This is a genomic window from Pseudomonas sp. FG36, from assembly GCF_057809275.1.
Map to the genome: position 1 here is coordinate 54,670 of NZ_JBMDJQ010000021.1, position 22,044 is coordinate 76,713.

The window sequence follows — 22,044 nt, forward strand, 5'->3', positions numbered from 1 at the left end:
TGAATAGTGCCGCGCGGGGTGTAGCAGGGAGCGGCTTCGTGGGGGCGGGCTTGCCGCTGCGAAGCCCGTCCCGGTAAAGCCTGTTACGGCAGGACTTGCTTGAACGGCTTGACCACGACCTTGGCGTACACGCCCGCGGCGATGTACGGATCGGCGTCGGCCCAGGCCTGGGCGGCGGCCAGGGAGTCGAACTCGGCGACGATCAGGCTGCCGCTGAAGCCGGCGGCGCCCGGGTCGTTGCTGTCGATGGCCGGGTGCGGGCCGGCGAGCACCACACGGCCCTCGGCCTTGAGCTGCTGCAGGCGTTCGATATGCGCGGGGCGGGCGGCCAGGCGGTTTTCCAGGGAGTTTTCGACGTCGCTGGCGATGATGGCGTAGAGCATGTCAGTCCTTGGGTTTGGAGGTGGAGGGGTCGGCATCGTGCAGGTGGCGCGACAGGTAGACACCCTGGGCCACCAGGAACAGCACGGTCATGCCCAGGCTGCCGAATACCTTGAAGTCGACCCAGATGTCCTGGAAGGTGAAGGCGACGAACAGGTTGGCGGCGCCGCATACGAGGAAGAAGGCGATCCACGCCACGTTCAGGCGGTTCCACACTGTTTCTGGAAGTGTCAGGGCATGGCCCATGATGCGTTTGATCAGCACCCGGTCACCGATGAAGTGGCTGCCGGCGAACGCCAGGGCGAACAGCCAGTTGACCACGGGCGCCTTCCACTTGAGGAAGGTCTCGCTGTGGAAGGCCAGGGTCAGGCCACCGAACACCAGGCAGGCGACCAGGGTCAGCAACTGGCCCTTCTCCAGCTTGCCGTGGCGCAGGAACAGCGCGCCGTAGACCACCACGGAGCTGACGATCAGCATGGCGGTGGCGCTGTAGATCCCGCCGAACTCGAAGCCGTGGCCGGCGAATTCAACCGGGCGCGGGTCAAGCTTGTAGACGATGAAGAACAGCAGCAGCGGGATGAAATCGATGAATTGTTTCACAGTGGCAGCCAGAAGCGGGATGTGACGGCATAATAACAAACATCGATTCCTGCGAAAGCGCTCCTCCATGAATGTTGATCTGCACTGTCACAGCACGGCCTCCGACGGCGCCCTGTCGCCCACGGCACTGGTCGCCCGGGCCCATGAGCACGGGGTGCGCACGCTCTCGCTCACCGACCATGACACCCTCGAAGGCCTGCCGGAGGCGCGCCAGGCCTGCCTGGACAACGGCATGCAGTGGGTCAGCGGCGTGGAGCTGTCGTGCACCTGGGGCGGCGCCACCATTCATGTGTTGGGCTACGACTTCCCCCTCGATGCGCCGCCGTTGCTCGATGCCATCGCCAACCTGCACCGTGGTCGTTGGCTGCGCGCCGAGGAAATCGACCGCAAGCTGGCGGCCAAGGGCATGCCCGGCGCGCTGGACGGCGCGCGGGCCGTCCAGCAGGAACTGGGCGACAGCGGCAACGCCCCGGCGCGTCCGCATTTCGCCGAGTTCATGGTCCGCGCCGGCTTCGTCAAGGACCGCGGCGAGGCGTTCCGCAAGTGGCTGGGCGCCGGCAAGCTGGGTGACGTCAAGCTGCACTGGCCGACGCTTGAGGAAACTGTCGCGACGCTGCGTGAGTCCAATGCGTGGGTGAGTCTGGCCCATCCCATGCACTACGAACTGACCCGCAGCAAGCGCAGACGGCTGATTGCCGACTATATTCAGGCTGGAGGGCAGGCACTGGAAGTGGTCAACGGGATGATGCCGCCCGAGCAGGTGGGGACGATGTCGATCCTCACCCGTGAGTTCGGCCTGCTGGCAAGCGCCGGCAGCGACTTCCACGGCCCTGGCACCTGGGGCGAGATCGGTGCCTACCGGCCATTGCCTGAGGACCTGCCACCCCTGTGGCGCCGATTCCGACATGAACAGCCTATGGCGGTATGAACAGGACGACTTCGTGAGCCAATTTTTCCAGATTCATGCGGAGAACCCGCAGGCGCGCCTGATAAAACAGGCAGTCGAGATCATCCGCAAGGGTGGGGTGGTGGTCTATCCGACCGACTCGGCCTATGCCATGGGCTGCCAGATCGGTGACAAGGCTGCCATCGAGCGCGTGCGCCGCCTGCGCCAGCTGGACAAGCACCACAACTTCACCCTGCTGTGCTGCGACCTGTCCGAGATGGGCACCTTCGCCAAGATCGACACGGCGACGTTCCGCCTGCTCAAGGCCCACATTCCGGGCCCGTACACCTTCATCCTCAACGCCACCCGCGAGGTGCCGCGCCTGCTGATGCACGACAAGCGCCGCACCATTGGCCTGCGCGTGCCGTCCAACCCCATCGTCCTGGCCCTGCTCGAGGAGCTGGGCGAACCGCTGATGAGTGTCAGCCTCATTCTGCCAGGCGACGAGGAGCCGATGACCGACCCCTACGAGATCCGCCAGCGCCTGGAGCACCACGTCGATCTGATCATCGACGGCGGCTTCGGCGACCTGAAGGCCTCGACCGTCATCGACCTGTCCGGTGACGAGCCCGAGCTTATCCGTGAAGGCTGCGGGGATCCGACGCCGTTCCTGGTCAACGCGTGAGCCAGGTACAAGCCCCCGAGGCACCGGCCACAGAGGCGCAGACGCCGTTCCAGCTGCAACTGGCCCTGGTCTACGGCGAAGCCCTGACCGAGATGCCGGTCGACCTGTACATCCCGCCGGATGCCCTGGAAGTCTTCCTCGAAGCCTTCGAAGGCCCGCTGGACCTGTTGCTGTACCTGATCCGCAAGCAGAACGTGGACATTCTCGACATCCCCGTGGCCGAGATCACTCGCCAGTACATGAGCTATGTCGAGCTGATGAAGAGCGTGCGCCTGGAGCTGGCGGCCGAGTACCTGGTGATGGCCGCCATGCTTGCCGAGATCAAGTCGCGCATGCTGCTGCCGCGTTCCGGCGAGGTCGAGGAGGAGGAGGGCGACCCGCGCGCGGAACTGATTCGCCGGCTGCAGGAGTACGAGCGGTTCAAGGCCGCCGCCGAAGGTATCGACGAGTTGCCCAGGGTCGGACGCGAAATCGTCGTGCCGCGCCTGGAGGCTCCGCAGGCCAAGGTGCGCAAGTTGTTGCCGGAGGTGGCGCTGGAAGAGATCCTGTTGTCCATGGCCGAGGTCATGCGCCGCAACGACCTGTTCGAGAACCACCAGATCACCCGCGAGGTGCTGTCGACCCGCGAACGCATGAGCGAAGTGCTCGACCGCCTCAAGGGCGGTGCCTTCGTGCCCTTCGTCGAGCTGTTCACCCGCGAGGAGGGCAAGCTCGGCGTGGTGGTGACCTTCATGGCGATTCTCGAGCTGGTGAAGGAATCCTTGATCGAACTGGTGCAGAATGAGCCCTTCGCCCCGATTCACGTCCGTGCCCGGGCAGAATGACCTGACAACTATCGATGAACCTGAACGAACCCCGTGAACTGGCGTCGCTGATCGAGGCCTTCCTGCTTGCCTCGGGCAAGCCGCAATCCCTCGAGCGCCTGTACGAGCTGTTCGAGGAGGCCGAGCGCCCGGCCCCCGCCGTTTTCAAGAAGGCCCTGGAGGTGCTGGGCAAGTCCTGCAACGGCCGCGCCTTCGAACTCAAGGAAGTGGCCAGCGGCTATCGCCTGCAGATCCGCGAGGACTACGCACCCTGGGTCGGCCGCCTCTGGGAGGAGCGTCCGCAGCGCTATTCCCGCGCGCTGCTGGAAACCATGGCGCTGATCGCCTACCGCCAGCCCATCACCCGTGGCGAGATCGAGGACGTGCGTGGCGTGGCGGTCAACAGCAACATCATCAAGACGCTCATGGAGCGCGAGTGGATCCGCATCGTCGGCTACCGCGAGGTGCCCGGGCGACCGGCGATGTTCGCCACCACCAAGGCATTCCTCGATCATTTCAACCTCAAGAGCCTCGATGAGCTGCCGGCGTTGGCCGAGCTGCGCGAGCTGGAGGTGGAACCCGAGGTCGATCCGGACGAGGCGCCGGTGCCCGCTCACCTGCAAGCCCTGGCCGATGCCAGCCTGGGCGAGGAGGGCGAGGAAATCGAGCCGAAGGAGGAGACCAGCTTCCGCTCGCTGCTGGTGGAGCTGGATGCGATGGAGGAAGGGCTCAAGATCGATTTCGATGATTTGCGCGATGAGGTTTCCATCGAGCCCGAGGACGAACCAAAGGCCTGACAGCCCAGCTCTGTGGACGCCGGCTTGCGCCTTTGGGCGGAATCTGCTGGGCGATCGGCAAAAACCTTCTACCCTCCAGTGCGTTCCCTTGCTGAACCGCGTATGATGCGCGCCCGCTTTCACTACTACACCGGGAGGTGCCCAGATGAGTGACAAAGACCTGCAAGACCAACAACCTACCCCGCCGTCCGGCGAAAAGCTGCAGAAGGTACTGGCGCGTATCGGCGTCGGCTCGCGCCGTGACGTCGAGGCCTGGATCGGCCAGGGCCGCATCAAGGTCAACGGCGTCGAGGCCACCCTCGGCCTGCGCGTCGACCTACACGACGCCATTACCGTCGACGGCAAGCTGATCAAGCGCGTCGAGGCCGCCGAGGCGACCCGCCGCGTGATCATGTACAACAAGCCCGACGGCGAGATCTGCACCCGTGACGACCCGGAAGGCCGCCCGACCGTGTTCGACCGCCTGCCGCGCCCGAAAGAGGGCCGCTGGATCAACATCGGCCGCCTGGACATCAACACCACCGGCCTGCTGCTGTTCACCACCGACGGTGAGCTGGCCAACCGCCTGATGCATCCGTCCTATGAAATGGACCGCGAGTACGCAGTGCGTGTGCGCGGTGAAGTCGACGACGACATGGTCGACCGGCTCAAGGCTGGCGTGGTGCTCGAAGATGGCCCGGCCAAGTTCACCGATATCCAGAAGGCGCCAGGTGGCGAAGGCTTCAACCACTGGTACCACTGCGTGGTGATGGAAGGTCGCAACCGTGAGGTGCGTCGCCTGTGGGAATCCCAGGGCGTGGTGGTCAGCCGCCTGAAGCGCGTGCGTTTCGGCCCGGTGTTCCTCAACTCCGACCTGCCGATGGGCCGCTGGCGCGAAATGAGCCAGGGCGAGATCGACATTCTCGCCGCGGAAGTCGGCCTGCAGCCGGTGGCACTGCCGGAAATGAAGCTCAAGGCCAAGGACAAGCTCGAGCGCCTGCAGCGCAAGTCGACCCGTCCGCTGGGGCGTGGCGAGCGCGTGCGCACCCTGCGTCCTGCCGCCGAAGGCCAAGCCGAGCGTCCGGCACGTGCGCCGCGTGAAGACGCAGCGCCGCGCAAGGGCAACCGCGGCAGCACGGTGGCCGAGCGTCCGAGCGAGATGCGCAAGCGTCCGTCCCGTCCTGAAGGCGACAAGCCGGCAGGCCGTGGTCGCGGCAAGCCGCGCGGCTGATTCGGTCCGGTAGCGAGAGAGCCAGCCTTCGGGCTGGCTTTTTTGTGCCTGGGGTAAATGGCCCATCGCGATCCAAGTACCTGAACGGACAGAAAATTTCCCGACCGGTGGCAAATTTTCAAACCACCTTGTAAAGAAAATTATACGATTCTGGGCGTTTTCCCCGGCTTACCTGTGCCTTTCCGTTCGTCGTCACAAAATCTTTCCAAAGCCTGCGCGCCAGAGCCTCCCCGGCCCCCTCCACCCCCTTCCCAAACCCCCGCTCAAGCGCTGAGATAGCGCCATTGCCGTGTGCAGAGCCAGGCAGGATCGCCAGGCACTTAAAACAACAAAATGGAGGCGCCATGCACGCCGATCACTCCGCCTTTTCAGGCCTTCACCCCAGGAACGCTGCGTTTTTTCCACAGGAAACGATGCAACGCGTTGACGCCTGCGCGTTTGCAGGGGTATACAATGCGCCGCGTTTTACCTGTGACTCCCTTGCGTACCGCGCACGCTTGCTGACACCCGGTTGATCCGCCCCTGGCCACCAAGGCCACGAGCGACTGCCCGTCACAAGTATCCAAGGTAACCACCTTGCCCATTCCGCTGCGCCACGAGTGCGGTGGGTCCGATTCCGTCACAGATAAAAACAAGCAGGTGACTTCGTTCATGAGTGGACATAACTCACAGTCCGGCGAACTCAAGCGTGGCTTGAAGAACCGCCATATCCAATTGATTGCCCTGGGCGGCGCCATCGGCACCGGGTTGTTCCTGGGCTCGGCCGGCGTGATGAAGTCCGCCGGTCCGTCGATGATCCTCGGCTATGCGATCTGCGGCTTCATCGCCTTCATGATCATGCGCCAGCTCGGCGAGATGATCGTCGAAGAGCCGGTGGCCGGCTCCTTCAGCCATTTCGCGCACAAGTACTGGGGCGGTTTCGCCGGCTTCCTGTCGGGCTGGAACTGCTGGGTGCTGTACATCCTGGTGGGCATGTCGGAGCTGTCGGCGGTGGGCAAGTACGTCCACTACTGGTGGCCGGAGATTCCGACCTGGGTTACCGCGGCGGCGTTCTTCCTGCTGATCAACGCGATCAACCTGATGAACGTGAAGTTCTTCGGCGAAGCCGAATTCTGGTTCGCCATCATCAAGGTGGTGGCCATCGTCAGCATGATCGGCCTGGGTGCCTACCTGCTGACCAGCGGCAGCGGCGGTCCTGAAGCCTCGGTGACCAACCTGTGGGCCCATGGTGGTTTCTTCCCGCACGGTGTCAGCGGGCTGGTGATGGCGCTGGCGTTCATCATGTTCTCCTTCGGTGGCCTGGAGATGCTCGGTTTCACCGCCGCCGAGGCCGACAAGCCGAAGACCGTGATCCCCAAGGCGATCAACCAGGTCATCTACCGCATCCTGATCTTCTATGTCGGCGCCCTGGTGGTGCTGCTGTCGCTGACCCCGTGGGACAACCTGGTGGCGAGCATCGACGCCTCCGGCGGCAGCTACGGCAGCAGCCCGTTCGTTCAGGTGTTCTCGTTGCTGGGTAGCGACGTGGCGGCCCACCTGCTGAACTTCGTGGTCCTGACCGCGGCGCTGTCGGTGTACAACAGCGGCACCTACTGCAACGCCCGCATGCTGCTGGGCATGGCCGAGCAAGGTGATGCGCCGGCGGCGCTGGCCAAGGTCGACCGCCGCGGTGTGCCGGTACGTTCGATCCTGGTCTCGGCAGCCGTGACCCTGATCGCGGTGCTGCTCAACTACCTGATGCCGCAGAATGCCCTGGAGCTGCTGATGTCGCTGGTGGTGGCGACCCTGGTGATCAACTGGGCGATGATCAGCTACTCGCACCTGAAGTTCCGCCAGCACCTCGACCGCACCGGCCAGAAGCCGCTGTTCAAGGCGCTGTGGTACCCGTACGGCAACTACCTGGTGCTGGCGTTCGTGGTGCTGATCCTGGGCATCATGCTGCAGATTCCGGGCATCCAGGTGTCGGTGTACGCGATGCCGGTGTGGCTGGTGGTGATGTATGTGGCCTACCAACTGAAGAGCAAGCGCGGCTCCCAGGCCAATGGTGCTGCCGGCAGCATCGCCAAGTAAGCGCTGAGGTGTACCAACAAGAAACCCGATGCCGAGTAACCGGCATCGGGTTTTTTGTTGCCTGTGCCGGCCTCAGATCTGTTCGAGCAACCAGCCACGAAACGCTCGCAACGATGGCAATGCCTCGTTCCTGGGCGGATAGATCAGGTAGTAGCTGCGCTGGCTGGCGAATGGTGTGCCCGGGCTGAACAGTTCGCCGCTGGCCAGTTCCTCCTGCACCAGGATCTTGGGCACCAGGCCAATGCCTATGCCTGCCCGAACCGCCTGGATCAAATGCGAGGTCAGCTCGAAACTTGGCCCAAGGCGCATCGCCCGGTGGGGCAGGGCATGGTGGGAAAACCACTCGCCCCAGGCATGGGGGTTGTTGGCGACGTTGAGCAGTACTTCCTCGCTGATCCTTTGCGGGCTCCATTGACCATCCGCATTGGCTTCGGGTGGCAGGATCACCACCAGTTCCTCGGCATGCAGGCGATGGCAGATCAGCCCAGGCAGGTCGTGGCTGGCAACGCCGATGGCCGCGTCGATCTCGCTGGTGTCGAAGTTGATGGCTTCGATACGTGAATGAATGTGTACCAGCATGCCGGGGTGAGCGCCGTAGAAGGCATGCAGGCGCGGCAACAGCCATTTCGAGCCGAAGGTCGGCAGTGTCGCCAGGCGCAGGGTGCCGACGCCCGACTGATAGGCCAGGGCCTGCAGGGTGGCGCTGCGGATGCGCCCGAGGGCTTCGCTGAGTTCGCGCTGGTAGAGGCGGCCGACATCAGTCAGTTGCACCTGACGCCCCTCGCGGCGAAACAGGGTGAGCCCCAATTGCTGCTCCAGTGCCTGCACCTGCCGGCTAACCGCGCTCTGAGTCAATGACAGTTCAGCGGCGGCGCGGGTATAGCTTTCATGCCGCGCGGCGGCCTCGAAGGCCAGCAAGAGCGACATCGAAGGGGTGAGGTGGCGGTAATTCATTCATAAAGCTCATCGATAGCGGCAGGAATATCCGTTTGCCCCTTGCGCGAAACTACAGGAACATTGACGCATTCGAAATCCTCCCATGATCCATTCATGCCGGAGCGACAAGATTTCCGTGAATTAGCCGATATCAAAGAGGCATCCTTCGATGATCGCCCAGCTGCCGCCCCGCGCGCCCGCCGCCCAATACCCCGAATTCCTCGACGCCCTGAAGAACAGCGGCTTCCGTGGCCAGATCAGCGCCGACTACGGCACCCGCACCGTGCTGGCCACCGACAACTCGATCTACCAGCGCCTGCCCCAGGCGGCGGTGTTTCCGCTGGACGCCGACGACGTGGCGCGGGTCGCCACGCTGATGGCCGAGCCGCGTTTTCGTGACATCAGGCTGACCCCGCGTGGCGGTGGTACCGGCACCAACGGCCAGTCGCTGACCGACGGCATCGTCGTCGACCTGTCGCGGCATATGAACAACATCCTTGAAATCAACGTCGAGCAACGCTGGGTTCGGGTGCAGGCGGGTGTGGTCAAGGACCAGCTGAATGCCGCGCTCAAGCCCCACGGGCTGTTCTTCGCGCCGGAGCTGTCCACCTCCAACCGCGCCACCGTCGGCGGCATGATCAACACCGACGCCAGTGGCCAGGGCAGCTGCACCTACGGCAAGACCCGCGACCACGTGCTCGAATTGCACAGCGTGCTGCTCGGCGGTGAGCGCCTGCACAGCCTGCCGATCGACGATGCGGCGCTGGAGCAGGCCTGCGCCACCCCAGGCCGGGTCGGCGAGGTGTACCGCATGGCCCGCGAGATCCAGGAAACCCAGGGCGAGCTGATCGAGAGCACCTTCCCCAAGCTCAACCGCTGCCTGACCGGCTACGACCTGGCGCACCTGCGCGACGATCAGGGCCGCTTCAATCTCAACAGCGTGCTGTGCGGGGCCGAGGGTTCGCTGGGCTATGTGGTCGAAGCCAAGCTCAATGTGCTGCCGATCCCCAAGTACGCCGTACTGGTCAACGTGCGCTACACCAGCTTCATGGACGCCCTGCGCGACGCTAACGCGCTGATGGCGCACAAGCCGCTGTCGATCGAGACCGTCGACTCCAAGGTGCTGATGCTGGCGATGAAGGACATCGTCTGGCACAGCGTCGCCGAATACTTCCCGGCCGACCCCGAGCGCCCGACCCTGGGCATCAACCTGGTGGAGTTCTGCGGTGACGAACCGGACGAGGTCAATGCCCGGGTCCAGGCCTTCGTCGCGCATCTGCAGGCCGACAAGGGTGTCGAGCGCCTGGGCCACACCCTCGCCGAAGGCGCCGAAGCAGTGACCCGCGTCTATGTGATGCGCAAGCGCTCGGTGGGGCTGCTGGGCAACGTCGAGGGCGAAGTGCGCCCGCAGCCGTTCGTCGAGGACACCGCGGTTCCGCCAGAGCAGCTGGCCGATTACATTGCCGACTTCCGTGCATTGCTCGATGGCTATGGCCTGGCCTACGGCATGTTCGGCCATGTCGATGCCGGCGTGCTGCACGTGCGCCCGGCGCTGGACATGAAAGACCCGGCCCAGGCCGCGCTGGTCAAGCCGATCTCCGATGCCGTGGCGGCGCTGACCAAGAGCTATGGCGGCCTGCTGTGGGGCGAGCACGGCAAGGGCCTGCGCTCGGAGTATGTGCCGGAGTACTTCGGCGAGTTGTACCCGGCGCTGCAGCGGCTCAAGGGCGCGTTCGACCCGCACAACCAGCTCAACCCGGGCAAGATCTGCACCCCACCGGACAGCGCCGAAGGCCTGACCCCGGTGGATGGCGTGACCCTGCGCGGCGACCTCGACCGCAGCATCGATGAGCGCGTGTGGCAGAGCTTCGGCAGCGCCGTGCACTGCAACGGCAACGGCGCCTGCTACAACTACGACCCCAACGACGCCATGTGCCCGTCGTGGAAGGCCACCCGCGAACGCCAGCACTCGCCCAAGGGCCGTGCCTCGCTGATTCGTGAGTGGCTGCGCCTGCAGGGCGAGGCGAACATCGATGTGCTCGCTGCCGCCCAGCGCAAGGCCTCCTGGCTCAAGGGGTTGCCGGCGCGGCTGCGCAACAGCCGTGCGCAACAGCAGGGGCAGCACGACTTCTCCCACGAGGTGTACGACGCCATGGCCGGCTGCCTGACGTGCAAGTCCTGCGCGGGGCAGTGCCCGATCAAGGTCAACGTGCCGGACTTTCGCTCACGCTTCCTCGAGCTGTACCACGGCCGCTACCAGCGTCCGCTGCGCGACTACCTGATCGGCTCGCTGGAGTTCACCATCCCGTACCTGGCTCATGCGCCGGGCCTGTACAACGCGGTGATGGGCTCGAAGTGGGTGAGCAGGCTGCTGGCGGACAAGGTCGGCATGGTCGATAGCCCGCTGATCAGTCGTTTCAACTTCCAGGCTACTCTGACCCGTTGCCGGGTTCAGGTCGCCAGCGTGCCCGCGCTGCGTGAGCTGACCCCGGCCCAGCGCGAGCGCAGCATCGTGCTGGTGCAGGACGCCTTCACCCGCTATTTCGAGACGCCACTGCTGGCCTCGTTCATCGAGCTGGCCCATCGCCTGGGGCACAAGGTGTTCCTCGCGCCCTACAGCGCCAACGGCAAGCCGCTGCATGTGCAGGGTTTCCTCGGTGCCTTCGCCAAGGCGGCGGTCCGCAACGCCACCCAGCTCAAGGCCTTGGCCGACTGCGGCGTGCCGCTGGTGGGGTTGGACCCGGCGATGACCCTGGTCTATCGCCAGGAGTACCAGAAGGTCGATGGCGTGGAGTGCCCGTCGGTACTGCTGCCCCAGGAGTGGCTGATGAACGTGCTGCCCGAGCAGGCGCCGTTCAAGGCCGACAGCTTCCGCCTGATGGCCCACTGCACCGAAAAGACCAATGTGCCGGCCAGCACCAGGCAGTGGGAGCAGGTATTCGCCCGCCTGGGGTTGAAGCTGGTCACCGAGGCCACCGGCTGCTGCGGCATGTCTGGTACCTATGGGCACGAGGCGCGTAACCAGGAGGCCTCGAAGACCATCTTCGAGCAGTCCTGGGCGACCAAGCTGGACAAGGCGGGGGAGGCACTGGCGACCGGCTATTCATGCCGCAGCCAGGTCAAGCGCATGACCGAGAAGCAGCTGCGCCACCCGCTGGAAGTGGTGCTGCAGTTCGCGCAGCGCTAGTGATATTGTCGGGGCCGCTATGCGGCCCAATCGCCGGCAAGCCGGCTCCCACTCTGATCGCATAAGCCCGAGCCATGCGCTAACCCTGTGGGAGCCGGCTTGCCGGCGATGAGGCCGGTGAAGCTACAGCCGAATCAGGATTGATGTGCACTTTGGCGCATCCGCCGCGCCTGGCGATACAGATACAGGCTCAGCACCAGCCCGCACGCCGCCGCCCCTGCCGCAAACAGGAACATCGAGGCAAAGCCGAAGCCTGCCGCCACGGCGCCCACCAGCGGCCCGGTGATGCCCAGCGACAGGTCGATGAACAGCGAGTAGGCCCCCACCGCCGCGCCGCGGTTGGCCGCCGATACCTGGTTGACCGCCTCCACTCCCAGCGCCGGGAACACCAGCGAGAACCCGAAGCCGCTCAACGCTGCACCCGCCAGGGCCAACCCGGGCGTCGGCGCCAGCCACAGCATCAGCAACCCCAGGGTTTCCACCGACAGGCAGGCGATAGCCACGCGAAAACCGCCGATACGGTTGATCAGGTTGCCAAACAGCAGTCGCGCACAGATGAAGCTGGCACCGAACAGGCTCAGGGTCAGCGCAGCATCGGGCCAGTCGCGGCTGGCGTAGTACAAGGTGATGAAGGTGGCGATGGTGCCGAAACCGATCGAGCCCAGGGCCAGCCCCGAGCCATGCGGGAAGACCTTGCCCAGCACCCGCAGGAACGACAGCCGCACCCCTGCCACCACCGGCGCGGCACGCTTGGGCCAGGCCAGCAGCAAACCGATCGCGCCCAGCAGGATGATGCTTGCGCCCATGCTCCACAGCCCCAGGTGCTTGACCATCAGTACCCCAAGCGGGGCGCCGATGGCCAATGCGCCATAGCTGGCGATGCCGTTCCAGGAGATCACCTTGGCGGTATTTTCCGAACCGACCCGGCCGATCCCCCAGCCGATCGAGCCCGAGCCCACCAGGCTCTCGGCGCTGCCCAGCACCAGGCGGCCGATGAACAGGCAGATCAGGCTCAGCCAGGGCAGGTGGGTGAGGAAGCTGCAGGCCAGCATGAACACGCCGCTCAGTCCGCAGCCGAACAGGCCGTACATGACTGCCTTCTTGCTGCCGAGGTTGTCGATGATACGGCTGGCGGTAGGGCGGCTGAGCAGGGTGGCCAGGTACTGCACGCTGATCACCAAGCCCGCGACCACGGCGCTGAAGCCCAGGTCGTTGTGCACGTAGCCAGGCAGCACTGCTAGGGGGATGCCGATGTTCAGGTAGCCGATGAAGGTGAACAGGACGATGGCGACCACCTGGGTGGTGGTCGCGAAGGATGAAGGCCGATGCTCGGGCATGAGAGGTTCCGGAAACGATAAAGCGAATGCCGGGACATCATAGTCGTGCGGGGGAGGGTTGTGGATGAAGGTTTCATCGTTGGGGACGGTGGTCGCCTTGGCCACCGTCTGATTGTCACAGAGACGTCAGTTGTTATAAGGCAGCAACCAGCTGACGCTGAACTCGGCATTCGGATAGTCCAGACGCAAGCGAGGCATTACATAGCCGCCGCAGGATCGGCAAGTGTCCATCAAGGTGAAGACCTTGATGCTGGTGACTTCGTCAGGCAGGTTGAGCAAATCCTGGTTGATTGTCGAGGCGATCAGGCGCTCGGAGTCCAGGTGACGTCGATGATTCCTGACGGTCAGCCAATTGGCGCGACGCAGTACGGGAAGGTGGGTGAAGCGAGGGTCCGGGTCGACACCCTGCATACGTGCGCGGGCGTCGATGTAGTCGAGAGGTGGGCGCTGGCCGGGCGCAGGGGGTTGGACCATGATTCCCTGCCTGGCCCTGCCGCCGGAAAGCGCGAAGTACACGCGTCGATTGCCGTTCCTGAGGGTGACCGTGGCGAAGGCGAAGTTGGCGCCCGACAGGTGTTGCTTCAACTGGTTCATGCCGTTTTCGCTGAGCATCTGGGCAACCGACATCGGCGTATATCCCACCCGCGTCCCGGACGCGGGCAGCAACCGATTGAGCACACCGTTGACATGCAATTGCTCCACGGCGTCGAACCTGGCCAGGTTATGGAAGTCGGGGATGATGGATTTGTTCAGCCCCATCACGTCGTTCAGTGAAAAGCCTGCCAGGCCATCCTGTGCGCGGGCTGATGTCAGAATATTGCGTGCGAAGAGTGGGTACTGTGCTTCTTCCAGTTGCTCGATCGCGTGTTGCAGGGCGGTCGGTGCGGTGGGCGACACGGTGCTTCGCTGGTGGCGCATCCAGTCACGCAACAAACCTGCGAGGTTGTCGATATCCTGTTGCAGGCTAGGTCGGGCGGCCACCATGCGGTAGGTTTCACTGACATCGAGATATTGGCTGATGGCGTCGAGATCAGTGACCCGAGTGAATGTCAGGCGGGTACTTTCCGCTGGAACGGGATAGCGGGTGGGGCTCAGCGTGCCATTTAGCAGGGCTGCTGTCTGGCTGCGTTGCCAGGCCTCGAAGTCGAAAGGGGTACCGTAGAACACGCCGGTATCGGCTTCGACCAGCAGCCAATCCTGGTCGAGGTAGTGAACGCGAGCACCGCGCAAGGTGCGCCGATCGGCAAGGCCTCGGCTCAGCCTGCCAAGTCGTACCGGCGGGCAATGGCCGGTGAACAGCGCGACCTGGTCGGCTGTCATTTCGGCGGGCAGGCCAAGCCAGTGTTCGCTCACCGGGTAGCCAAGTACCCCCTCATTGTAATAATGGGGAGGGTTGAGTAACCCCATCGTATCGGCTTCTTCATCGCTCAGCGTCTTGAGAATCATACGTCCGGTATGGCTGTGACGACCCCTGTTGGGTATCACTTCCTCGGTGTACTGCACCAGCCGGTTCTCCCTGACCATGACGTGGGCAACGCTATCGCTGTTTGCGCCGTTCGCCCGGTAGGTGATCGGTACCGGTTCGATGCGAATGGTCTCGAATGCCCGGCTGACCTGCTGGCCGTACGCTGGCGTGCCGGCTTGGTTGGCAACAGGCGCCAGCTGTATCGCGATCCCCTGTGGTGGCGCGTCGGGGTAAGGGGTGGGCAGGCGCACAGGGTCCTGTGACCACAGCAATGGCGTCTGTCGCACACGCTGGGCCAAGCCTGCGGATTGACCGATCCGGTGGCGGTAGGCGACACCGTTGACGATTGCGTCCACATGGTCAGGGTCGCGAACGATGAATAACGGGTAGACCACCGGGTTGGACGCTTTGTCCCAGGCCCGGGTGATATCGTCGCCTTCGCCCAGCAGCAGGGTGATGACATCAGGCTTGTGCCCCGGCAGCAGTTTTTTCTGGGGGAGTGCTTCGCCGAGCTTTGCGTGGGAACTCCCGTCAGGGATGCCGCTCCAGCGTTTGGGGCCTGCGCCATGGCGATACAGCTTGGCGGGTATCGACCGGCCTTTCCAGTGCCTGGCGGCTTGCAGCATCCCAAGGCGCATGGCGCTGGCGCTCCTGCCGGCTGTGCCATACAGCCTGGACAGGGGCCTGATGATCCGCCCGCCAAGGGCAAATGCGCTGCCCAAAGAGCCCAGTGCGTCCAGGCCGCAGCTCAGGGCTTCCCCTGCATTGCGCACGCTGAAGCAGCCTAGCCCTGGTACGAGATTGGAGAAGAGTCTGACCAGGTAGCGTCCCGTACTGTCCTTGCGTCTTTCAGCGAGGAAGTGCTCCTGTGGCGTCGCGCCCTTGCCGCTGTTGTACAGTGCATCACAGTTCCCCAGCGCGACCGATTTGGCATAACAGCGTGCCAGTGCCTGCAATCGTTCTTCGGTCGGAGCATCGATCAGCGCGACAGTTTCTGGCGTGGAGCTGGTGTGCCAGGGAATATCGACTTCGTTGTAGTCCCGATAGCGGAAATCAAGAGCGGCGGCCCATACCGCGCGCTGCTGTGCGGTGATGAGATGGCGACGCCATTTCAGCCTCTCCGGAAACAGTTCATAAATGGTGTCTGCCGTACCGCCAGGAAGATAGACGACTATCCCTTGGGTGCCGGTTTCCGCCTTCCAGTCAGAAGCCGGCGAGTCTCCATGGCTGGGAATGCCGCCTTCGACAGGGCCTATGTAGGTGGGCCAGGTGACCGCGTGGCAATGCCACCTACCGTCACGTAGTTGTTCCTGGTCCGTTTGCGGCAGATGGCGCAGCAAACGGTGCATCATGTCTTCGTATATTGTCTGGGCGCGTAGTTGCCATGCCTTGAATTCATGGTCGTAGAGTGTCGTGGCATCAGGCAGTTCGCCGTGTTGGTAGCCCGCGCCGTGGTCCAGGTAGGCGTTGAGGTGCAGCTGCTTGTCTACATTGCTGCCTTCAGGCGCGATTCCTGCCAGGCGCAGCTCCCACCTTGCCATGTCGAAACGATCAGGCAGGTCCCGCAGGCTTTCCCGATCCCAGGCAATGAGATAGTGGTCATAGGCCTGTTGCCATTGTGATTTCGACCAAGGCGGTGACTCCGCGAGCACGCCGTGCAACTGTGCCCACTCGGCAAGCGTCGCGGCCAGGGCGCCTTCGAACACCTCTGTGTCCTCCTTGTGCAGGCCAGTGGCAGCCTCTGCGGCGTCGAATGTCACCGGTTTGCACTGGGTCAGCAGCAGATAGGCTCCGTGGCGCAGGTTGGCCCAGCGCACATCGGGCTCATACAGATAGTCATGGGGATCGTCGTCGATCAGCAGTTCTGGGGCAAAGTGGCGTATCAGCAGTTCGGCGGCAATTTCCGCCGTGGCGGGTACACCGCCGAGATGCGTGTGGAGGCTGTTGACCAGATCAAGGCGAATTTCGCTGAGGTGTTCGTACTTGTTATGGGCATTGAAGATTTCGAAATCCAGAATATGGCCTGGTCGGCGCTTTTCCGGTGGATAGAGTGCGTATATCAGCGCCTGTTCGGCCAAGGCGCGGGTTTTGGCAGCGTTTGCCGCGGAGCAGTCCCATTGTGCTGCTGCCGCCAGGCGTTGCCCCAGGCGCTCGAAGGCCTTGGCGCCAAGTAGTGCATCGACTACCTGCCCTGCCGGCACATTCAGGGCCGAACCGTCCATCGCGATGCGTCCGTACTGGTTTGCAAGCGCACCCTCCTTGCGCTCGCGCGCGGTGGGATGTCTGTATCGCAATCCTTGATAGAAGAACGAAGCCTGCGCTTCATTGAGCAGCTTTTCGAAGAGGCTGTTGCCGGGTGTATGCGCGAACAGGTGACCAGCGAGGACGGGGAGATCAAGGTGCTCGTGGACTTCAACGGTGGATTGCCAGTCGCGGTTGGATGCCGCCGTCAGTTGGCCGCGAAGCAGCAGCGTTGCAATGAGATAGGCGTCCGCACGTCTCAGGCGTGGGTGATGGTGCCAGAGTGCCTGGGCAAAGCTGCAGACTGCATAAGGTGTGTCGAGGTGTGATCGTGGAACCAGCTCGGGAAACTTCTGGGTGTCGGCGTCTTTGATGAGTTGCGCGGCCAGGCTTCCATAGAACAGCGCGCAATCGTTCAGGTTCGCCTGCAGGGACGCTTCACGACCCAGAAAACGATTGAGGTGCTGTTTTGCGCTGTCCTTGCTCAGGGCCGCATCCAGTGCGCTTTCGAGCTCCAGGTCCAGCAGCGTTGACGGGTAAAGTGCGCCAAGACCGAATGCTTGATCGAAATGGTCGCTGAGTGAGGTGGCGATATCCTGTGAGCCGGAAAGCTCACTGATGACAACAACCTGGTCAGGGGTAAGTGCGCGAATCCTGGCCTTTTCGGCAGAATTGAGGGTCGAACGACGTGACATGGCGGCCTCTGCTGTGTGAAAGGCGTCAGTCTGTCGAGTTCGGGTAGGCCAGAGCGGTGCGTGGATACCGCACCCTGTGGGAAGTATCTGAACGGTGTGAAAACGTGATGACGGGGATAGCCCGCAGGTCAGCCGTTTTCACACAGTCGGAGGGGGATGCGCGGCTATTCCTGGTCGGCGCTGGATTGATCGTCACCATCCTGCTCGACGGCGGGCGTCGGTTCGGCGTGGGCGGCAACGGATTGCTCTTCGGGGTTCAGGCTTGGGAAGGGAAGATTCGGGATTTCATGCATCTCGTCGTTCCTCGCAAGTGTGAGTGAAAAGGCAGCGCTTGGCGCATGTGAGGCTTCGAAAAGCTGGGGCAGGATACAGCAGTCTGGATGACAGTTTGGGATTTTTCCCGGACGCTGGTCGGTTTTAGCGGGCGGCTATCGAACAATGGGATGCAGGAGGGGCGTGGGAGGCTTGCGCCGCGATAGTGCTATCGCGGCGCGAGCCCAGGCCACATCAGCCAGGTTTCAGCGGCAGACGTCGGCGATGGCCGCTGCCAGCTGTTCCAGGCGCTTGGCGTCCGCTCCGGCGATGTTCGCCCGGCCGGTACCGACCATGTACACGCTGTGTCGCTCGCGCAGCAGGCGCACCTGCTCGGGGTTCAGGCCGGTGTAGGAGAACATCCCGCGTTGCGCGGCGATATGCGCGAAGCGCTCGGCCAGGCCATGGGGCTCCAGCGCTTTCACCAGGCCGACGCGAAGCTCGGCGATGCGCTGGCGCATGGCGTTCACTTCCTCGCTCCACAACGCCTTGAGTGCCGGGTCACCGAGAATCTCGGCGACCACCGCCGCACCGTGGTCCGGCGGCGTCGACCACAGGTTGCGCGCAATGAACGCCAGCTGGCTGCGCACATCCTGCAGTTTCTCGGCGTCGTGGCTGCACACCAGCAGGGCGCCGGTGCGCTCACGGTAAAGGCCGAAGTTCTTCGAGCAGGAGCTGGTGATCAGCAGTTCCGGCAGTTCGGCGGCGAACAGGCGCACTGCCCAGGCGTCCTCCTCCAGGCCGTCACCGAAGCCCTGGTAGGCAAAGTCGATCAATGGCAGCAGGTTGCGCCGCTTGACGATTTCGAGCACCGCGCGCCAGTCGTCCTGGCCCAGATCGAAGCCGGTGGGGTTGTGGCAGCAGGCATGCAGCAACACCACGTCGCCTTGCGGTGCTTGCTCCAGTGCGGCGAGCATCGCGTCGACGTTCAGGCGGTTGTCCGCGCCCACGTAGGGGTAGTGCGACACCTTGAGCCCGGCGCCGGCGAAGATCGTCTCGTGGATCGGCCAGGTCGGGTCGCTCAGCCAGATACCGCGGCCCGGCAGGCAGTGGGCGATAAACTCCGCCGCCAGGCGCAGGGCACCCGTGCCGCCAGGGGTCTGGGTGGCGCCGGCGCGCTGGCTTTTGAGCAGCGTGGAATCGCTGCCCAGCACAAGCTCGCTGACCAGGCGCGTGAACGCTGCATCACCATGGCCGCCGACATAGCTCTTGGTGGCCTGCCGCTCGACCAGGCGCTGCTCGGCCTGCTTGACCGCAGCCGGAATCGGCGTCAGCCCCGCAGCGTCCTTGAACACGCCGACACCCAGGTCGAACTTGGCCGGGTTGCCGTCGCGGGCGTAGGCTTCCATCAGCCCCAGGATCGGGTCGCCAGGGACCCGAGCGATGGCGGCGAAGTGCATCACTTGCGCCCTTCAGCAGTCTTGGCGACCTCGTCGGTGCGTGCGCACATGATGAAGTCGTTACGGTGCAGGCCTTTGATCGAGTGGCTCCACCAGGTCACGGTGACCTTGCCCCACTCGGTCAGCAGGCCTGGGTGGTGGCCTTCGGCTTCGGCGATCTCGCCGATGGCGTTGGTGAAGGCCAGGGCGTGCTTGAAGTTCTTGAACAGGAACACGCGCTCGAGCTCCATGTGGCCGTCGCGGGTTTCGATGTTCCAGTCCGGGATCAGTCGGATCAGTTCCGCCAGCTCCTCGTCGGTGACTTTCGGCGCATCGGCGCGGCAGGCTTCGCAGTGGGCTTGGTTCAAGGCATTCATGGGTGTTTTCCGGTTTGAGTTGTTATCGACAGGGGCGCTCAGGCAGCGACCTTGGGTGGAAACTTCGGTGCGTGCAGGCCTAGCTGCATGGCCTGGTGGACCATGGCCATGATGTCTTCGTGGGCCAGGTCGAACAGACGCTTCATGTTCGGCAGGACGAAGTACAGGGGCTGCAGGATATCGATGCGGTACGGCGTGCGCATGGCTTCGATCGGGTCGAAGGCCTGGTGCTCCGGTTCGCTGGACAGGCTGTAGACCGTCTCTTTCGGCGAGGAGAGGATGCCGCCGCCGTAGATCTTGCGGCCTTGCGCGGTCTCCATCAGGCCGAACTCGATGGTCATCCAGTACAGGCGCGCCAGGTAGACGCGCTGTTCCTTGGTCGCCGCCAGGCCGAGCTTGCCATAGGTGTGGGTGAATTCGGCGAAGAACGGGTTGGTCAGCAGCGGGCAGTGGCCGAAGATCTCGTGGAAGATGTCGGGCTCCTGCAGGTAGTCCAGCTCTTCCGGGGTGCGGATGAAAGTGGCGACCGGGAAGCGTTTGCTGGCCAGCAGTTCGAAGAAGGTCTGGAAGGGAATCAGCGCGGGGACGCGGGCGACCTGCCAGCCGGTGGTGGCGCCGAGCACCTTGTTGACTTCGCCCAGTTGCGGGATGCGGTCATGGGGCAGCTTGAGCTGGTCGATGCCGTCCAGGTATTCCTGGCATGCCCGGCCTTCGATCACTTTCAGCTGACGGGTGATCAGGGTGTTCCACACCGCATGCTCTTGCTGCGGGTAGTCGATAAAGCCATGCGCATCGGGCTCGCGTGCCACGTATTGCGTCTGTTTCATGTGGCTCTCCTGGTAAGGGCGTTCTTGTTATGTACAGGACATGTCTTAGGAATATCCCTACAAACGAGGTTTTGCACCGGGGTGAGGGCCCATCCTGTGCCGCCGTTTATCTTCTGTGCGTAACGATAATTTTACAAAATCAGCGTCATCCCGGAAAATCACGGACATCGAGCTGGGCAGATGGCTATTTTTGTCAGCTTATCTTTACGACTTTTCCGTGGCACGAGCAAAAACTCGGCCGCTTAGAGAGCCTTCATGCGCATCAAAGTGCATTGCCAGAACCGCATCGGCATTTTGCGGGACATCCTCAACCTGCTGGTGGAGTACGGGATCAACGTGTTGCGCGGCGAAGTGGGGGGGGATCATGGCAACGCCATCTACCTGCACTGCCCGAACCTGATCAACCTGCAGTTCCAGGCCCTGCGGCCCAAGTTCGAGTCGATCGCCGGGGTGTTCGGGGTCAAGCGCGTCGGCCTGATGCCCAGCGAGCGCCGGCACATGGAGCTCAATGCGCTGCTGGGGGCGTTGGACTTCCCGGTGCTGTCGATCGACATGGGTGGCAGCATCGTTGCCGCCAACCGCGGCGCGGCGCAGCTGCTCGGCGTACGGGTGGACGAAGTGCCGGGGATTCCGCTGTCGCGTTATGTCGAGGATTTCGACCTGCCGGAGCTGATACGGGCCAACAAATCGCGGATCAACGGCCTGCGGATCAAGGTCAAGGGCGATGTGTTCCTGGCCGATATCGCACCGCTGCAGTCCGAGCATGACGACAGTGAAGCCCTGGCCGGCGCGGTAATCACCTTGCACCGTGCGGATCGTATCGGTGAGCGCATCTACAACGTGCGCAAGCAGGAGTTGCGGGGTTTCGACAGCATCTTCCAGAGCTCACGGGTGATGGCCGCCGTGGTGCGCGAGGCGCGGCGCATGGCACCGTTGGATGCACCGCTGCTGATCGAGGGCGAGACCGGTACCGGCAAGGAGCTGCTGGCGCGGGCCTGTCACCTGGCCAGCCCGCGTGGCCAGGCGCCGCTGATGGCGCTCAACTGCGCCGGCCTGCCTGAGTCGATGGCCGAGACCGAGCTGTTCGGCTATGGGCCGGGGGCGTTCGAGGGCGCGCGGGCCGAGGGCAAGCTGGGGCTGCTGGAGCTGACGGCCGGCGGCACGTTGTTCCTCGACGGGGTGGGGGAGATGAGCCCGCGCTTGCAGGTCAAATTGCTGCGCTTCCTGCAGGATGGCTGTTTCCGCCGCGTCGGCAGCGACGAAGAGGTGTACCTGGATGTGCGGGTGATCTGCGCGACCCAGGTCGACCTGTCCGAGTTGTGCGCCCGTGGCGAGTTTCGCCAGGACCTCTACCACCGCCTCAACGTGCTGTCGCTGCACATCCCGCCGCTGCGCGAATGCATGGATGGCCTGGAAGGGCTGGTGCAGCACTTCCTCGACCAGGCCAGCCGACAGATCGGCTGCCCGCTGCCGCGCCTGGCGCCGCCGGCGATGGAAAAACTCGGCCAGTATCATTGGCCAGGCAATGTGCGCCAGTTGGAAAACGTGTTGTTCCAGGCAGTATCACTGTGCGAAGGCGGGGTAGTGAAGAGCGAACATATCCGCTTGCCGGATTATGGCGCGCGTCAACCGTTGGGCGAGTTTTCCCTGGATGGCGATCTTTCGCAGATTGTCGGGCGGTTTGAAAGGGCGGTATTGGAAAGTTTGATGAGTGAATTTCCAAGTAGTCGGGCGCTGGGAAAAAGATTGGGCGTTTCTCATACGACCATTGCCAACAAGTTGCGGGATTATTCGTTGAACAAGTCAGTGGAATGATCTGGAAGTTTATCGAGGCTGAAATTGATCGCAGGGCAAGC

Annotated in this window: 17 protein-coding genes; 8 read left to right on the forward strand and 9 right to left on the reverse strand. The window is 63.6% G+C overall.

The window, feature by feature from the left end:
- Positions 1-83 precede the first annotated feature (83 nt).
- A complete protein-coding gene (locus tag ACODS9_RS17090) occupies positions 84-383 on the reverse strand; it encodes a YciI family protein (RefSeq protein WP_038706584.1) in 300 nt (99 codons plus the stop codon).
- Between the two features lies 1 nt (position 384).
- Positions 385-981, reverse strand: coding sequence for a septation protein A (locus ACODS9_RS17095; RefSeq protein WP_023631974.1), 597 nt, complete (start codon positions 979-981; stop codon positions 385-387).
- Positions 982-1,048: 67 nt separating this feature from the next.
- Here ACODS9_RS17095 and ACODS9_RS17100 point away from each other — a divergent pair, with 67 nt between their 5' ends.
- From ACODS9_RS17100 to ACODS9_RS17125, 6 genes are all read left to right on the forward strand, one after another.
- The gene (locus tag ACODS9_RS17100; protein ID WP_038706583.1) at positions 1,049-1,909 is read left to right on the forward strand and encodes a PHP domain-containing protein; all 861 of its coding nucleotides are present in this window, start codon (positions 1,049-1,051) and stop codon (positions 1,907-1,909) included.
- Between the two features lie 13 nt (positions 1,910-1,922).
- Positions 1,923-2,552: an L-threonylcarbamoyladenylate synthase gene (locus ACODS9_RS17105; RefSeq protein ID WP_038707583.1), complete on the forward strand. Its 630-nt coding sequence runs from the start codon at positions 1,923-1,925 to the stop codon at positions 2,550-2,552.
- Complete coding sequence (locus tag ACODS9_RS17110) at positions 2,549-3,376, forward strand: segregation and condensation protein A (protein ID WP_489094346.1); 828 nt, start codon at positions 2,549-2,551, stop codon at positions 3,374-3,376. The genes ACODS9_RS17105 and ACODS9_RS17110 overlap by 4 nt, the downstream gene beginning before the upstream one ends.
- Before the next feature lie 14 nt (positions 3,377-3,390).
- Positions 3,391-4,152, forward strand: coding sequence for an SMC-Scp complex subunit ScpB (gene scpB / locus ACODS9_RS17115; protein ID WP_489094347.1), 762 nt, complete (start codon positions 3,391-3,393; stop codon positions 4,150-4,152).
- A 145-nt stretch (positions 4,153-4,297) separates the two neighbouring features.
- A complete protein-coding gene (gene rluB / locus ACODS9_RS17120; RefSeq protein ID WP_038706581.1) occupies positions 4,298-5,362 on the forward strand; it encodes a 23S rRNA pseudouridine(2605) synthase RluB in 1,065 nt (354 codons plus the stop codon).
- A 651-nt stretch (positions 5,363-6,013) separates the two neighbouring features.
- A complete protein-coding gene (locus ACODS9_RS17125; RefSeq protein WP_023632492.1) occupies positions 6,014-7,432 on the forward strand; it encodes an amino acid permease in 1,419 nt (472 codons plus the stop codon).
- A 72-nt stretch (positions 7,433-7,504) separates the two neighbouring features.
- Here the strand turns inward: ACODS9_RS17125 and ACODS9_RS17130 are convergent, their stop codons facing one another.
- Positions 7,505-8,386, reverse strand: coding sequence for a LysR substrate-binding domain-containing protein (locus ACODS9_RS17130; RefSeq protein WP_489094348.1), 882 nt, complete (start codon positions 8,384-8,386; stop codon positions 7,505-7,507).
- Between the two features lie 151 nt (positions 8,387-8,537).
- On the opposite strand from ACODS9_RS17130, the gene ydiJ reads away from it, so the two are divergent.
- On the forward strand, positions 8,538-11,555 hold the full coding sequence (gene ydiJ / locus ACODS9_RS17135; protein ID WP_489094349.1) for a D-2-hydroxyglutarate dehydrogenase YdiJ: 3,018 nt from the start codon (positions 8,538-8,540) through the stop codon (positions 11,553-11,555).
- Between the two features lie 134 nt (positions 11,556-11,689).
- Here ydiJ and ACODS9_RS17140 read toward each other — a convergent pair whose 3' ends face one another.
- From ACODS9_RS17140 to phhA, 6 genes are all read right to left on the reverse strand, one after another.
- On the reverse strand, positions 11,690-12,892 hold the full coding sequence (locus ACODS9_RS17140) for an MFS transporter (RefSeq protein ID WP_489094350.1): 1,203 nt from the start codon (positions 12,890-12,892) through the stop codon (positions 11,690-11,692).
- Positions 12,893-13,018: 126 nt separating this feature from the next.
- Complete coding sequence (locus ACODS9_RS17145) at positions 13,019-17,293, reverse strand: deaminase domain-containing protein (protein ID WP_489094351.1); 4,275 nt, start codon at positions 17,291-17,293, stop codon at positions 13,019-13,021.
- 164 nt (positions 17,294-17,457) lie between these two features.
- Complete coding sequence (locus ACODS9_RS17150; protein WP_263974800.1) at positions 17,458-17,586, reverse strand: hypothetical protein; 129 nt, start codon at positions 17,584-17,586, stop codon at positions 17,458-17,460.
- A gap of 225 nt (positions 17,587-17,811) precedes the next feature.
- Positions 17,812-19,008, reverse strand: coding sequence for an amino acid aminotransferase (locus ACODS9_RS17155; protein WP_489094352.1), 1,197 nt, complete (start codon positions 19,006-19,008; stop codon positions 17,812-17,814).
- Positions 19,005-19,361: a 4a-hydroxytetrahydrobiopterin dehydratase gene (locus ACODS9_RS17160; protein ID WP_023628481.1), complete on the reverse strand. Its 357-nt coding sequence runs from the start codon at positions 19,359-19,361 to the stop codon at positions 19,005-19,007. Before ACODS9_RS17160 ends, ACODS9_RS17155 begins: the two co-directional genes overlap by 4 nt.
- A gap of 38 nt (positions 19,362-19,399) precedes the next feature.
- Complete coding sequence (phhA, locus tag ACODS9_RS17165; protein ID WP_023628482.1) at positions 19,400-20,188, reverse strand: phenylalanine 4-monooxygenase; 789 nt, start codon at positions 20,186-20,188, stop codon at positions 19,400-19,402.
- A 255-nt stretch (positions 20,189-20,443) separates the two neighbouring features.
- On the opposite strand from phhA, the gene ACODS9_RS17170 reads away from it, so the two are divergent.
- The gene (locus ACODS9_RS17170; protein ID WP_110702354.1) at positions 20,444-22,003 is read left to right on the forward strand and encodes a sigma-54-dependent transcriptional regulator; all 1,560 of its coding nucleotides are present in this window, start codon (positions 20,444-20,446) and stop codon (positions 22,001-22,003) included.
- Positions 22,004-22,044: the final 41 nt, after the last annotated feature.